13 protein-coding genes and 1 CRISPR repeat array (1 of these 14 only partly in view) are annotated in these 15,300 nt (G+C 34.9%); of the genes, 9 read left to right on the forward strand and 4 right to left on the reverse strand.

Annotation, left to right across the window (positions count from 1 at the left end; genetic code table 11):
- Nucleotides 1-522: a CRISPR direct-repeat array (repeat unit 33 nt; unit sequence GTCTAGCTCTGTTTAGAGCTAGTGGATTGAAAT); it begins 652 nt to the left of the window's first position.
- A 274-nt stretch (nt 523-796) separates the two neighbouring features.
- Nucleotides 797-1,330, forward strand: coding sequence for a biofilm phosphatase Bph (bph, locus tag AC4BB5_RS04855; RefSeq protein WP_010773241.1), 534 nt, complete (start codon nt 797-799; stop codon nt 1,328-1,330).
- Between the two features lie 80 nt (nt 1,331-1,410).
- Here bph and AC4BB5_RS04860 read toward each other — a convergent pair whose 3' ends face one another.
- Entirely contained in the window at nt 1,411-1,845 is a 435-nt protein-coding gene (locus AC4BB5_RS04860; protein WP_490458250.1) for a GNAT family N-acetyltransferase, read from the reverse strand.
- Between the two features lie 146 nt (nt 1,846-1,991).
- Between AC4BB5_RS04860 and AC4BB5_RS04865 the strand changes: the two genes are divergently transcribed.
- The 3 genes from AC4BB5_RS04865 (at nt 1,992) to AC4BB5_RS04875 (ending at nt 5,123) form a co-directional block, all read left to right on the forward strand.
- Nucleotides 1,992-2,177, forward strand: a complete 186-nt coding sequence (locus AC4BB5_RS04865; RefSeq protein WP_490458251.1) for a hypothetical protein — start codon at nt 1,992-1,994, stop codon at nt 2,175-2,177.
- Between the two features lie 265 nt (nt 2,178-2,442).
- Nucleotides 2,443-3,579, forward strand: coding sequence for an AI-2E family transporter (locus AC4BB5_RS04870; protein WP_490458252.1), 1,137 nt, complete (start codon nt 2,443-2,445; stop codon nt 3,577-3,579).
- A gap of 167 nt (nt 3,580-3,746) precedes the next feature.
- Entirely contained in the window at nt 3,747-5,123 is a 1,377-nt protein-coding gene (locus AC4BB5_RS04875; protein ID WP_490458253.1) for a hemolysin family protein, read from the forward strand.
- A gap of 54 nt (nt 5,124-5,177) precedes the next feature.
- Here the strand turns inward: AC4BB5_RS04875 and AC4BB5_RS04880 are convergent, their stop codons facing one another.
- Entirely contained in the window at nt 5,178-6,668 is a 1,491-nt protein-coding gene (locus tag AC4BB5_RS04880) for a helix-turn-helix domain-containing protein (protein ID WP_490458254.1), read from the reverse strand.
- A gap of 521 nt (nt 6,669-7,189) precedes the next feature.
- Here AC4BB5_RS04880 and AC4BB5_RS04885 point away from each other — a divergent pair.
- Nucleotides 7,190-8,767 carry a peptide chain release factor 3 gene (locus AC4BB5_RS04885; RefSeq protein WP_490458255.1) on the forward strand — a complete coding sequence of 526 codons (1,578 nt, stop codon included), beginning with the start codon at nt 7,190-7,192 and terminating at the stop codon, nt 8,765-8,767.
- Between the two features lie 219 nt (nt 8,768-8,986).
- Nucleotides 8,987-9,646, forward strand: a complete 660-nt coding sequence (locus AC4BB5_RS04890) for a CatB-related O-acetyltransferase (RefSeq protein WP_490458256.1) — start codon at nt 8,987-8,989, stop codon at nt 9,644-9,646.
- A gap of 59 nt (nt 9,647-9,705) precedes the next feature.
- On the opposite strand, the gene AC4BB5_RS04895 is transcribed toward AC4BB5_RS04890, so the two are convergent.
- Nucleotides 9,706-10,020, reverse strand: a complete 315-nt coding sequence (locus tag AC4BB5_RS04895) for a DUF1827 family protein (protein WP_490458257.1) — start codon at nt 10,018-10,020, stop codon at nt 9,706-9,708.
- A gap of 210 nt (nt 10,021-10,230) precedes the next feature.
- Nucleotides 10,231-12,486, reverse strand: coding sequence for an ATP-dependent Clp protease ATP-binding subunit (locus AC4BB5_RS04900; RefSeq protein WP_490458258.1), 2,256 nt, complete (start codon nt 12,484-12,486; stop codon nt 10,231-10,233).
- Between the two features lie 332 nt (nt 12,487-12,818).
- Here AC4BB5_RS04900 and ykzS point away from each other — a divergent pair, with 332 nt between their 5' ends.
- The 3 genes from ykzS to ptsP all read left to right on the forward strand — a co-directional run bounded on the left by ykzS (nt 12,819) and on the right by ptsP (nt 15,177).
- Nucleotides 12,819-13,010, forward strand: a complete 192-nt coding sequence (ykzS, locus tag AC4BB5_RS04905) for a protein YkzS (protein ID WP_490458259.1) — start codon at nt 12,819-12,821, stop codon at nt 13,008-13,010.
- A 173-nt stretch (nt 13,011-13,183) separates the two neighbouring features.
- Nucleotides 13,184-13,450: a phosphocarrier protein HPr gene (locus tag AC4BB5_RS04910; protein WP_010765749.1), complete on the forward strand. Its 267-nt coding sequence runs from the start codon at nt 13,184-13,186 to the stop codon at nt 13,448-13,450.
- Entirely contained in the window at nt 13,450-15,177 is a 1,728-nt protein-coding gene (gene ptsP / locus AC4BB5_RS04915; protein ID WP_490458260.1) for a phosphoenolpyruvate--protein phosphotransferase, read from the forward strand. The genes AC4BB5_RS04910 and ptsP overlap by 1 nt, the downstream gene beginning before the upstream one ends.
- The last annotated feature ends 123 nt before the right edge of the window (nt 15,178-15,300 follow it).

The raw sequence follows: 15,300 nt of genomic DNA on the forward strand, positions 1-15,300 counted from the left end.
GGACTTTATTTTGCTTAATTGGTCTAGCTCTGTTTAGAGCTAGTGGATTGAAATATCATACCAATCAGCATCACCGGCTTTAATCGCGTCTAGCTCTGTTTAGAGCTAGTGGATTGAAATTTTTTGTTCGTTTTAATACACTTTAAACATAATTGTCTAGCTCTGTTTAGAGCTAGTGGATTGAAATAGGACTGAGATTAGTATCATAAATTACTGTCCGATGTCTAGCTCTGTTTAGAGCTAGTGGATTGAAATTATAAGTGGCTTTCTGGATTCTTCAATGACGCTGGTCTAGCTCTGTTTAGAGCTAGTGGATTGAAATCCCAACGATTTAATGTATTTGTTTTAAGGTTTTGTCTAGCTCTGTTTAGAGCTAGTGGATTGAAATCACAACACACGATTGCTGCTTAAAAACTATGATAGTCTAGCTCTGTTTAGAGCTAGTGGATTGAAATAATCTCATTTTGCGGTGTAGGGTTGTAATATTTAGTCTAGCTCTGTTTAGAGCTAGTGGATTGAAATTGTAGGATTCAAAGCGATTAATCGCCCAAATCTTTGTCTAGCTCTGTTTAGAGCTAGACCTTCTTCTAATTTATCCCAATTTCAACAGCAAAAGAACTAAAATAAAATGACTTATTTTAATAGATAATTCTCATTGATATAAGAAACCAAACTCCTTAGTATGCAAAGTTGAAAATTATGATATAATTGTATTGATATCGGTGTAATGAACACCCAAACGAAGAGTAATCAGCTTTTAGAAGCGATTTTTCGTACTAGGGAAAGTTGGGGGACTATGGCAATTCCAAAAGAAGGTGAATTTGTAACGATCCAAAGTTACAAACACGATGGGCATTTGCATCGAACATGGCGAGATACTATGGTATTAAAAACAAGCGAGTATTCTTTGATTGGCGTAAACGATCATACTTTGGTGACAGAGTCTGATGGACGTCGATGGGTTACTCGGGAACCAGCTATAGTTTATTTCCATAAAAAATACTGGTTCAACATAATAGCGATGATTAGAGAAAAGGGGGTTTCTTATTACTGCAATTTGGCGTCACCGTATCTTTTAGATGATGAAGCATTGAAGTATATCGATTACGATTTGGATATCAAAGTTTTTCCAGACGGGGAAAAGCGTTTATTGGACGTAGATGAATATGAATTCCACAGTAAAATCATGGATTATCCAGAAGATATTGACTTCATCCTAAAAGAAAATGTGAAGACGTTAGTGGATTGGATTAATAATGAAAAAGGCCCCTTCTCAGAAGCTTATGTAGATATCTGGTATCAACGTTACCAAGAGCTATCAAAGAAATAGCCGATGTAAGATGTTAAGTGAAAAAAGAACCTGACGCAAAGCTTGATCAAGTTTTGTGTCAGGTTCTTTTTTATTAAAATCTACAATGTCTTTTGCATTTGATAATGCTCAATGTTTGCATCAAGAAACATTGAGCCTTCTTTGACATAGCCCATTTTTTCGTAGAAGCCAAGTGCCGTGATCTGAGCACCTAAAGTGATTGTGTTATAGCCTAATTCTTTTGAAAAAGATTCCGCACTTTTAACAATTAGCTGACCATAATCTTTTCCTCTATAGTTTTTTTGAACGGCCATACGTTGTAATTTAATCAGACCATCCTCAAGGGGTAATAAACGACATGTTGCAATTGCTTTGTTCCCATCGCCGTATAAAACAAAATGAATACAAGCCGCTTCGTATTTATCGATTTCAATTTCGCTAGGAACGCCTTGTTCTGAAATAAAAACTTGCTGACGAATTTTAACAGCATCTAAGTAAATATCACTCATAGTATCTTTTGTGTGAGCTATTTTCATTTGGCACCTCTGTTATAGTTATTTTTTCCATTATACAATAAAAACTTAGGTAGTAGAAATTTGAAATAAATTGATGTATATCTTTTGTAAAAATAGGGCCAGCAGTGTACATTGTAACTAACAAAAGAAGAAAGGTTGGGAGCATAATGAATACAGATGAGATTGTACAAAAAGTCAAAGACTTGATTGGTGAAGGTAACTTTGAAAAGGCAAAACAATTCCTTGAAGAACACAAAGATGAGATCGGTGAACAATATGAAAAATTAAAAGGAATGATTCCTGACATCGATGCTGGTGGGTTAGCTGATAAAGTGAAAGGTTTCTTCAAGTAGTAACTCTATTAAGATGAGCAAATTTATCTATATTGATTTTGAGATGAATCTGTTTATCTCTAAAGGAATTACTTTATAGACGTTTCACCTGATCTAGAGTATGAGCAGAACTGATTTTAGTTTTGTCCATACTCTTTTTGTTTAGAGTAAAGAAAATCGTAGAAAAAAATTGAGATAAAGAAATATTGCTATCTTAATTAAGAAAGGTTATGCTAAAATCTATTAACAAGCTATTATCATTTTTAGTGATGAAGGAGGATCCTATTTGTTTGAAAAATTAAGAGAATCAAAATTGTTTTTTTGGTCAGCGGAGTTATTAGTTATCGCAACTTTGATTTTTGTTTCAACGAAAATCAATTTTCTGTTTACGCCGATAGGCACATTTTTCTCAACGCTTTTTGCACCAGTTTTAGTTGCTGGATTTCTTTATTATATTCTAAATCCAATCGTTAATTTACTAATGAAAACTAAAATAAAGCGGATATATGCAGTACTATTGGTTTTATTGATTTTAGTAGTCGCTATCGTTTTAATACTTGTCAGTGTTATTCCTAAGTTAGCTTCTCAGTTAGCTAGTTTGGCTTCAAACATGCCAACCGTATTCAGTAATGTAGAAGCTTGGGTTTATAGAATGGCTGAACTGCCTTTATTTAAAGAGGTTGATTTGACAAGTTATATAGAGAAATTAGATATTTCTTATGGAACGATTATTCAGCAATTCTTAAGCGGTTTATCTAATAGTTTAGGCTCAGTTGTATCGACCGTTGCTTCGACTACGATCGTTATCTTTACAGCACCGTTTATCTTATTTTACATGCTAAAAGATGGGGCTCGATTAGTTCCAGCAATTGAACGTTTTTTACCTGAAAAAAGGCAAGCAAGCATTGCTGAATTGCTGAACAAGATCAACAAAACTCTTGCTAATTATATAAGCGGCCAAGCGATTGAGTGTCTATTTGTCGGCACATTCACGGCAATCGGTTATTCGTTGATTGGTGTCCGTTATGCCTTTTTATTCGGTGTAATCGCAGGGTTCACTAATTTGATCCCTTATCTTGGTCCATATTTAGGGCTTGCTCCGGCAGTTTTCGTAACTGTTTTTGATGAACCAATCAAAGCATTATTTTGTTGTATCGTTGTTTTAGTGGTTCAACAAATTGATGGAAATATCATTTATCCAAATGTAATTGGAAAATCACTGCAGATCCATCCATTGACAATTATCATTGTCTTGTTGGTAGCCGGAAATATCGCTGGTTTACTAGGAATTTTCTTAGGTGTTCCATTCTATGCAATTGTTAAAACTGTTGCTATCCATGTCATGGGAATGATTCGAGAGAGCAGAAGTGAAAAAATTGTCCTGACTGGTGAAGGAAATGAGACAGTGATGAAAGAAAAATGACATCGATTATTGAAATTAATTGCTGTTTGTGATAGGATTTTAACGTGATTACTTATAGTAGTCACGTTTTTTATCAAATTAACTAGTAAACAGTTTGTTACTAAATGGAATTGGAAAACGGAGCATAGCGTTTTTCGAATAACTTTTAAGAGGAGAGAGTGCACATTATGAATGCTGACCCCGAGAGTCAGTCGCTTATCGCGCAAATTTTATTATTGATCGTTTTAACATTGATCAATGCGTTTCTTGCTGCAGCGGAGATAGCAGTTGTTTCAGTAAATAAGAACCGTATCGAACAAAAAGCAGAAGAAGGAGACGCGAAAGCTAAGAAGCTATTAAAGATTCTAAAAGATCCGACAAGCTTTTTATCAACGATCCAAGTTGGTATTACTTTAGTTAATATCCTGTCTGGGGCTTCGCTAGCCGACACTTTATCAGCAAGATTAGCACCTGTACTTGGTGGTGGAGCTGCTGCGAAAAGTATTGCTAATATTATTATCCTAGCAATGTTGACTTATGTCTCTATCGTTTTTGGTGAGTTATATCCTAAACGAATTGCAATGAATAAATCAGAAGAAGTAGCACAAGCAACGTCTGGCTTTGTGCGTGTATTAGGAGTGATCGCACGACCATTTGTATGGTTGTTATCTGCTTCAACAGACTTACTTTCAAAACTTACACCTATGAAATTTGATGATGCTGATTCCAAAATGACACGTGACGAAATGCGATATATGCTAGAATCAGAAGGTGTTTTAGATAATGATGAATTAGAAATGCTTCAAGGTGTCTTTTCTTTAGATACAAAAGTTGCTCGTGAAGTAATGGTTCCACGAACAGATGCTTTTATGATTGATATCGAAGATGATATTCAAAAAAATATTGATGCGGTTTTATCAGAAAACTATTCAAGAATTCCTGTTTATAATGAAGATAAAGACAAAATCGTTGGCGTTCTTCATACTAAAAATTTATTAAAAGCAGCGCATAAATTCGGATTTGATAAAATCCAATTAAAAAGTATCATACAAGAACCGCTATTTGTTCCAGAAACTATTTTTATTGACGATTTATTATATGAACTAAAAAGAACTCAGAATCAAATGGCTATTTTATTAGATGAATATGGTGGTGTGGTTGGTTTAGCCACATTAGAAGATTTATTAGAGGAAATCGTTGGTGAAATAGATGATGAGACAGACGAAGTAGAAAATTTATATGCTAAGATCAATGATCATGAATATTTGGTTCAAGGAAGAATGCTGATCGATGAATTCAATGAAGCATTTGGAACAGATCTGCATATGAGTGATGTCGATACAATGGCGGGTTACTTAATTACGGCATTAGGGACGATTCCTGATGAAGGAGAGAAATTGTCATTTGATGTTGGCAATATCACACTGACTTCCGAAGAAATGGAAGGAACACGAGTGTTAGCGCTAAAAGTTGTATTCCATGACGAAGAAACGGTGGATGAGGAACCAGAAGAAAATCGTCGTTTTTTCCGTAAAGAATTGGAAGATGACGAGCCTAGAAGATAAAAAAATCAAAGAGGACAGTCAAAACTAAGCTTTAGTTTTGACTGTCCTCTTGCATTAACCTAGATTAACACCTTTTTGATTATGAATAGCTTTGATTGCTTGATAAAGACCAATATACTGCTCATCATTATCAGCTGAAAAGCGGAAAACAAAGGAGGGTAGCTGGCTTTCAGTAGGTATTAGATAAGATGAAGTAGCTACAATAAAGTCAAAAGAAGAGAATTGTCCATATTTATAAGCCACCAATTGAACAAACGGCAGCTCTTCAATAAATTTTGTTAATGGCTGAACCAATAAGTAATTAGATTCTGCAATCAAAGCAATACGAATGATATTATCTGATTGAAATGATTCATAAAGTGGAACGAGTAAAGCTGCTAATGTATCAGATAATTGTTCAATGTTATCTTTGAGCCAACCAAAATTCTTTCTTTTAGAAATTTTTTGAAATAATGCTTTAAAATGTGTAAACAATTGATAGTAATATTCATTTTTTGAGTAAAGTGAATGATTGATCAAATGAAATAATGTAGGAAATGGTTTTTCAATAATTGTTGCAGAGAAAATAATATTGGCTACATTCCCAAATAAAATAGGCTCGTTGCCCCAAGAAAAACCGTCGGGAGCAAACTCCTTACTAAACAAGGCGCAAAATTCTTCCAACAACTTAGTTGCTGAATTTGTTTGATTTTCTAAATAAGTGTGTAATAAGGATAGTCGATGGTCGTTATTTCTGAAAAAATTTGGAGTTGAAATCAATAAATATGATGCAAATTGTGCTTCTGCTTCCAAAATTTTTGTTTCTTTTATCAAATCTCCAAAAAATATTTGTGCATAATCTTTACTTGTTGGAATATATGGATCGATTGTTGTTAGTTCTGTTAGTACATTACCAGATTGTACTCTTAGATAAACGATATCTAAGATTAAAGCGATTTGTTTATGAGCAGAGTAACTGTAACTATCAGGAAAATATGGACTGATTATTTTAGTGATTGCCTCATAATCGATTGGTTTATTTTGGATTTTTGGCAAGTTTGTTCCTTGAGATGCTAACCAAATCAGTGTATATAATGTTATTCGAATGACTCGCTCATCACCATAAAGCTTTAATTGAGAGGTATTCATTTTGATGTGGAATTGTTTAAAGTAGTTACTTAATAGTTTAGATTTTCGCACAACGGTGGTTCTGCTATGGTAATTTTTGTCGCAAAATTCAGCTAGGCTATCTTCTGGATAAAAGAGAATCGAAATTAGCAGTTGGTAAGGAACACTTTGAGTGATCAGAAATTGATAATACATATCATACGAGATTTTTTGATTATATTGAACGCCATTGACATGCAATATGTCTGCTTTTTCCCCTGTCATTTTGCTGAGATCTTGCTGGATCAATTCTAGCAGATATACGACACGGCTATAGGAATAATCTAGTCTATTTTCAAAGAAATTGATGCTATGTTGCTTCGCTGAGAATGTAGTTAATAATTTAAATAGAGTCAATTTTCGTTTAGCTGTGTCTTCCAACATCATTGCTTCTAGCATGTTTATCCTCCTATAAAGTAAATTTGCCAATAGAATAAAAAGTATGGGCCTAATTTGAATAATTCAGAAAATAATCAATTATTTAATAATATGATCGAATGGATAATACTTTGATATATAAGTGTTTTTCTTCTCATAAATAACAATATGATGGTAATTGTAGTTGCTTTAGTTGGAAACGTCAAACATTTGCACAATTAAGTAGCTGACTTTATACTTGGTTTAGTTAAGTGTAAAACAAATCTTAGTAACAATGCTAGTATTTTGGCAAATTAATTATTAAGATCTATTTCTTCCCCAATTAATAGAGATCAAGACAAAATTCATTGAGTTTTGTTTTGGTCTCTTCGATTTTTTTTGAAACTTAGCTAAAGGCTTTGAAAACTAGGGTAATTCCATGATATACTACACTAGTTGAAGAATAAAAAGTAGGGAGAACTTTCCGATGTAAAATATCCTTTAAATAGATCTTAAAAAGAAATAGAGCTTTTTTCAAGAAAAAAGATAGATTGGAGTAACGAATGAATAATCCACATTTAAAAGAACAAGTAGATAGTCGTCGTACGTTTGCGATTATTTCCCATCCAGATGCTGGGAAAACAACGATCACAGAGCAGCTTTTATTATTTGGAGGAGCAATCCGCCAAGCTGGGACCGTCAAAGGAAAGAAGACAGGAAATTTTGCAAAATCTGACTGGATGGAAATCGAAAAACAAAGAGGAATCTCTGTAACCAGTTCTGTGATGCAATTTGATTATGATGGAAAACGTGTAAACATTTTAGATACACCAGGACATGAAGATTTCTCAGAAGATACGTATCGGACACTGATGGCAGTAGATAGTGCTGTTATGGTGATCGATAGCGCTAAAGGGATCGAAGCACAAACAAAGAAATTATTCCAAGTTGTTAAGAAGCGTGGAATCCCTATTTTTACATTTATCAACAAATTAGATAGAGATGGCCGTGAGCCGTTAGAATTACTTGAAGAGTTAGAAGATTTACTCGATATCGAATCTTATCCAATGAACTGGCCGATTGGTATGGGAAAAGGGTTAGAAGGCTTATATGATATTTACAACAAACGTGTAGAAGTATATCGACCTGAAAATAATAATGGAGAACGTTTTATTCCACTCGTTGATGGGGATATTCCAAGTGACTTAGCGTTGCATAGAGATAGTGTATATCAACAAGTATTAGAGGAAGTTGAACTGTTAGTAGAAGCGGGCGATGAATTCGATACAGATAAAATTGCTCGTGGTGATCAAACACCCGTCTTCTTTGGTTCTGCTTTAACGAATTTTGGTGTGCAGACGATGTTAGAAACCTTTTTACAATTTGCTCCATCTCCATATGCTCATAAGACAGAAGATGGACAAGAAGTTAGTCCTTACGAAGAAGAGTTTTCTGGTTTTGTTTTTAAAATCCAAGCGAATATGAATCCAGCGCATCGAGATCGTATTGCTTTTGTTCGTATTTGTTCAGGAACGTTTGAACGTGGAATGGATGTAACTCTTGGCAGAACGGGTAAAAAAATTAAGTTAAGTAATGTGACGCAATTTATGGCTGATTCACGTGAAAATGTGGAAGAAGCGGTAGCTGGTGATATTATCGGAATTTATGATACAGGTAATTATCAAATCGGTGATACACTATTTGAAGGAAAATTAAAAGTTCAATACGAAGAATTACCTTCCTTTACACCGGAGCTATTTATGAAAGTCAGTGCTAAAAATGTGATGAAACAAAAATCATTCCATAAAGGTATTTATCAGTTGGTTCAAGAAGGTGCGATCCAACTATATAAAACGTATCTAACAGAAGAATATATCATTGGAGCTGTCGGTCAGTTACAATTTGAAGTATTCCAGCATCGTATGTTAAATGAATATAATGCAGAAGTGATTATGACACCAATGGGTTCGAAAATTGCTCGTTGGATCGATCCAGCTGATTTAGATGAACGAATGAGTTCTAGTCGTAATATCTTAGCTCGTGACCGTTTTGACCAACCATTATTCTTATTTGAAAATCAATTCGCAATGCGTTGGTTTGCAGATAAGTATCCTGATGTTGAATTAAAGAGTTTAATGTAAATTTTTTTCTAATTAAATGATGATTAGCCGTTTTTATTGACTAAAAGTCAGTAAAAACGGTTTTCTTTAGCAGTTGACATTAAATAAATATGTACGTATAATCAACAACCATATTGGAGTGATAAGTATGAGTCGTCGTTTAAGACTACTAAAAAATGTTTCAGTGGTAGCAAGCTTCTAAGTCAAAAAAGTAAATTAACTTAGAAGCGAGGAAGAAGAATGAAGAGCAATAATAATTTTGAAAAATGGTCCGATACAGTCTATTTAAAAGAGTTGGTGACCAATCCTTTAATAGAGGTTGGTGAATTTTCTTATTATTCTGGTTACTATGGAAATCAAAATTTTGAGGATGGGTGTGTCCGTTACTTATGGGGAGATCCATTGACAAGAGCGGCCTTTGATCCAACAAAGGATATGGGCTGGCATCTGGATAAATTAATTATTGGAAATTATGTGTGTATTGCTGGTGGTGCTACCATTTTAATGGGTGGTAATCACAATCATCATCCAGACTGGATTACTGTCTATCCTTTCGCCAGTCACGTGAAGAAATCGTATGAATCAAAAGGTGATACAGTTATTAAAAGTGATGCTTGGGTTGGAATGAATGCGATGATCATGCCTGGCGTTACAATTGGTGAAGGTGCTGTAATTGCAGCAGGTTCGATGGTTGTAAAAGATGTTCCACCTTATACGATTGTTGGGGGAAATCCAGCTAGAGTGATCAAACAACGATTTTCAGATGAACAAATTCGAATGCTTTTAGAAGCAAGGTGGTTTGATTGGACTGAAGAGCAAGTAGAACAAGCTAAAGACATTTTGATGAGTGGTTCTATTGATTTATTGTATGAGCATTATAAAAAATATATTGTAAATTAGTTCTATAAAAAAAACATACTAAGATTAGAGGGTAAACTTAGTATGTTTTTTATACTTATTTAACTTTCCACCAAACTAGAAATCATAGGAATCGAAATTTCTATAACATCTTTTAATTCAATGATTGAAATTTGATTGCGGTCATATTTTTCTTTTGGAATGCGTTTTAAGACATAGGTTAGAATTTCGTTGATTTCAGTTTTTCGAACAGCGCGTTTTTTATTAACGATCAATATTTCAACATGTTGAGCAGCTTCTGTATAAACGACGGTCGTATTACCCGCTGAATAAACTTTGACAAAGTATGCATCGGTATTTTCTAGTTGTTTATTGACTAACTGTTTGTAACTGTTGGTTACATTGACTAATTTCATTTTCTTCACCTCGTTTTAAATCTTTATTTTTTTACATTAATAATAAAAAACAGAGTACTCGCAGAATTGAAAAAAGCTGGAATAGTCTTCTCTAAAATTTGATATGGAATCTACACACTTTAATTATAAATTTTTTTAGCTTAAATAAAAAGAAATTTGTCTTAAAAAACAAAAAAAAGTCAATCAGTTTGCCTGATTGACTTCACTTTTTTATTCTTCTTCGGTTTCCTCAGTTGTGATTTCGTTAGAATCCGTTACTTCCTGTCCAGCAACAATGATTTTTCCATCATCATCTAGTTTGGCAATCAATTGATGTTCTTCTGGATGATCCAAGAAAAATTCAGCAATCCCATCTTCTATTTGTTCTTGAATGGTCCGACGTAATGGACGGGCACCCATTGAAGGATCATAGCCCAAATCAACTAACTTTTCTTTGACATCAGTTGATACTTCAATATGGATTTTTTGATGATCTAGTAAGCCGTTTACTTCATCTAGCATCAAGCTAACGATGTTCATCAAGTTTTCTTTACTCAAAGCTTTAAATTCAATGATTCCATCAAAACGGTTCAAGAATTCAGGAGTGAAGAAATTATTTAATTGTCCTAAAACAGATTTAGTTAAACCATCACGAGCTGCACCAAAACCAACATTTGCTTCTACATTACCGGTTCCAGCATTACTTGTCATGATAATGATTGTATCTTTGAAACTAACTGTTCTGCCTTGGGCATCAGTTAGACGTCCATCATCTAAAATTTGTAGAAACATATGCAACACATCTGGATGTGCTTTTTCAATTTCATCTAATAAAATCAAACTATATGGATTACGGCGGACTTTTTCAGTAAGTTGTCCTGCTTCATCATAGCCGACATAGCCTGGAGGTGAACCTATCAATTTAGAGACACTATGTTTTTCCATATATTCACTCATGTCAAAACGAATCATAGACTCTTCTGAACCAAACAATTCATAAGCTAATTGTTTCGCCAATTCTGTCTTACCAACACCTGTTGGTCCAACAAATAAGAAGGAGCCGATTGGGCGATTTTGTTTGCCCAAACCTACGCGGTTACGACGGATTGCTTTTGATACTTTATCAACGGCATCGTCTTGTCCAACAACATGAGTTTTTAAATCGACAGCTAAGTTTTTCAACTGTGTTTGTTCTTTTTCTTTTAAATCCCCAACAGGGATACCTGTTTTTTGTTCGACAATTGCTTCAATATTTTTTTCATCGATCACAGGCGTTTCTTCATCACTGATCTGTTTGTCTTTCATTGTTTGTAATTTGTTGATTTGGTCACGGTAGTAAGCCGCTTTTTCAAAATCTTCTTCTGCTGAAGCTTGTTGTTTTTGTTGTTCAGCATCTGCTAATTTCTTTTCGATTGTTTTAGGATCAACGATCTGTATCGTCAAATTCATTTTAGAGCCAGATTCATCTAATAAATCGATTGCTTTATCAGGTAAGAAACGGTCTTGAATGTAACGATTTGATAAAGTTGCAGCCGCTTTGATTGCTTCATCTGTATATTTTACATGATGATAGTCTTCATAGCGTTTTTGAAGGCCTTTAAGTATGGCAATTGTTTCATCCACAGTGGGTTCATCTACACGTACAGGTTGCATCCGGCGTTCTAAGGCGGCATCTTTCTCAATGATGCGGTATTCATTTAAAGTTGTTGCCCCAACCATTTGCAGCTCACCACGAGCAAGCGCTGGTTTCAAAATATTACCTGCATCCATGTTGCCATCACCAGCCGCGCCTGCCCCAACGATTTCGTGGACTTCATCGATGAATAAGATGATGTTTTCTGCTTGTTTGATTTCTTCAATCAGTTTTTGCATCCGTTCTTCAAACTGCCCCCGAATGCCTGTACCTTGAACTAATGAAACCACATCTAAACGAATGACTTCTTTATCCAATAATTTTTGTGGTACATCACCATCTACGATTTTTTGGGCTAAACCTTCGACAACCGCTGTTTTACCAACACCAGGTTCACCAATTAAGACTGGGTTATTTTTAGTACGACGATTTAAAATTTCAATCACACGTTTGATTTCATCGTCACGACCGACAACAGGATCAACATCACCATTTCTAGCGGCTTGCGTAATATTGATGCCATATTCACCTAGTAAGCCATTAGCTTGACCTGCGGCTCCTCGTGGCGGTTGACCGCCATTAAAACCATTCCCATCACCAAATTGAGTAGGGGGTGTTTGACCATTAGGATTCCCTTGTTGTTCTTGCATTTGACGAGATAATGAGCGATATAAATCATCTAAACTTCCAAAGCCGAATGGATCTTGTTGGGACATTGTTGGTTGAGTATCATTTGCTTGTGCTTTTAATTTTTGATAGCAACTTTGGCAATAGTCCAATTGTTTTCTTTGACCATTAACATTTGCATATAAATGAATCGTTGCTGGATTTTGTTGACAATTTTGACAGATCATAGGATAAAACACGTCCTTTCATAATAAGACTAATCATGTATCAAAGTCATTGTTATAAAGTCAAATAGTTCGCTGACCATTTTTGACCTTTGAAGATATTATAGCATTTTTTTAGCAAGAATCAAGCAATTGAACTTTGAATTGATTTAGTAAATAAGGGTTAAAATCATAGTAATATCATACCTGATTTATTTAGTTAGTAGACTTTATTCTGTTTTTATAAACTTATTAAGTTTTATTTATATAAGTTATAGGAATAGTTTAGACAAATATCTATTTTTGTCATACAATATCTTCAGTCCAAAAATAAAAGGGAAAGCTGTGATTAATCGATGCATGAAAATCCATTTGAAGAACAAATCAATGCCTTGAAAGAAGGAGGTATTTCTGAACTAATCATAGAACCGAAAGATTTTCCGACCTTTAGAGATGTTTGGAAGAATTTGCCAGATCGAATGTCAATTGTCGGGGAAGCTGGATTAAATGGACGAATTATATATCGTTATATGAAAGAAGAAAATTAAATGATCTTTTCAATCTATAAAAAATAGATGAAAAGTGTTGTAACTACTCACAAAAAATGGTAATCTTAAAAATTGAAAGGGTATTATCTAGATTCTAGTTTCACTTGAAACGTATCTGGAAAGGAAAACCCTAACATAAAAAATTATTTTACTTACGAAGGAGACCGATTCATATGGAAAAGAAAGATTTTCACATCGTAGCAGAAACAGGGATTCACGCTCGTCCAGCTACATTATTAGTGCAAACTGCAAGTAAATTCAACTCAGATATTAACTTAGAATACAAAGGTAAATCTGTTAACCTTAAATCAATCATGGGCGTTATGTCTCTAGGCGTTGGCCAAGGTTCAGACGTAACTATCTCAGTTGACGGTGTTGACGAAGCTGATGCATTAGCAGCAATCGTAGACACTATGAAAAAAGAAGGATTGTCAGAATAATGTCTGAAATGCTAAAAGGAATTGCCGCAAGTGATGGTGTTGCTATTGCTAAAGCTTACCTGTTAGTTCAACCTGATTTGTCTTTCGATAAAAAATCTGTAGATGATACATCTGCTGAAGAAAGCCGTTTAGATGATGCTTTAGCAAAATCTACGACTGAGTTGCAAGCAATCAGAGAAAAAGCAGCGCAAAGCCTTGGTGAAGAAGAAGCTCAAGTATTTGATGCTCATTTAATGGTTTTATCTGATCCGGAAATGATCGGTCAAATCAAACAAAACATTCAAGATAACAAAGTAAATGCTGAATCTGCGTTAAAAGAAGTGACTGATATGTATATCGGTATGTTCGAAGCAATGGATGATAATGCTTACATGCAAGAACGTGCAGCAGATATTCGTGACGTTGCAAAACGTATTTTAGCCCACTTATTAGGTGTTACTCTTCCAAATCCTTCAATGATCAACGAAGAAGTAGTCGTGGTTGCCCATGACTTAACACCAAGTGATACTGCTCAATTAGATCGTACGTATGTGAAAGCATTCGTAACGGATATTGGCGGACGCACATCACATTCAGCTATCATGGCTCGTTCTCTTGAAATTCCTGCAATTGTAGGAACAAAAGAAATCACTGCTAAAGTGAAAGAAGGCGACATCTTAGCTGTTAATGGGATCGATGGCGATGTCATCATCCACCCAACTGATGCTGAAAAATCTGATTTTGAAGCAAAAGGAAAAGCATATGCTGACCTTAAAGTTGAATGGGAAAAACTAAAACATGCTGAAACAGTTACTGCTGATGGTAAACATATTGAGTTAGCTGCTAACATTGGTACTCCTAAAGATTTAGAAGGAGTACACAACAATGGTGCTGAAGCTGTTGGTTTATATCGTACAGAATTCCTTTATATGGATTCTCCAGATTTTCCAACAGAAGATGAACAGTATACAGCTTACACAGCAGTTCTTGAAGGGATGAACGGCAAACCTGTCGTGGTTCGTACAATGGATATCGGAGGAGATAAAGAATTACCTTATCTTCAATTACCGCATGAAATGAACCCATTCTTAGGTTACCGTGCATTACGTATCAGCTTATCAGAACGTGGCGACGAAATGTTCCGTACACAAATGCGCGCTTTATTACGTGCTTCTGTTCACGGTAACTTACGTATCATGTTCCCGATGGTTGCAACGTTAAAAGAATTCAGAGCAGCGAAGAAAATCTTTGAAGAAGAAAAAGCAAAATTAGTTTCTGAAGGAACAAAAGTTTCTGATACGATTCAAGTCGGCATCATGATCGAAATTCCTGCAGCTGCTGTAATTGCTGACAAATTCGCCAAAGAAGTTGATTTCTTCAGTATTGGAACAAATGACTTGATTCAATACACAATGGCAGCAGACCGTATGAACGAACGCGTTTCTTACCTATACCAACCTTATAACCCATCAATTCTACGTTTGATCAAAAACGTGATTGACGCATCTCATGCTGAAGGTAAATGGACTGGTATGTGTGGCGAAATGGGTGGCGATCAAATGGCTGTACCATTATTGGTAGGAATGGGCTTAGATGAGTTCTCAATGAGTGCCACATCTATTCTTCAAACTCGTAGCTTGATGAAACGTCTAGATACTAAAGAAATGGCTGAACTTGCGAATCGTGCGTTGAATGACTGCGATACAATGGAAGAAGTTATTGACTTGGTTAAAGAGTATACGAAATAAAACAATAAGTAAAAACGTTCACTAGTCGGAAGTTATTCTGATTAGTGAACGTTTTTTTGTAAGGAAGCAAATTCAATAAAATTTTCTTAAAACTGAGCGTACTTAAGGAATAACTAAAAGGAT

This window comes from Enterococcus sp. AMC1252, assembly GCF_058216515.1.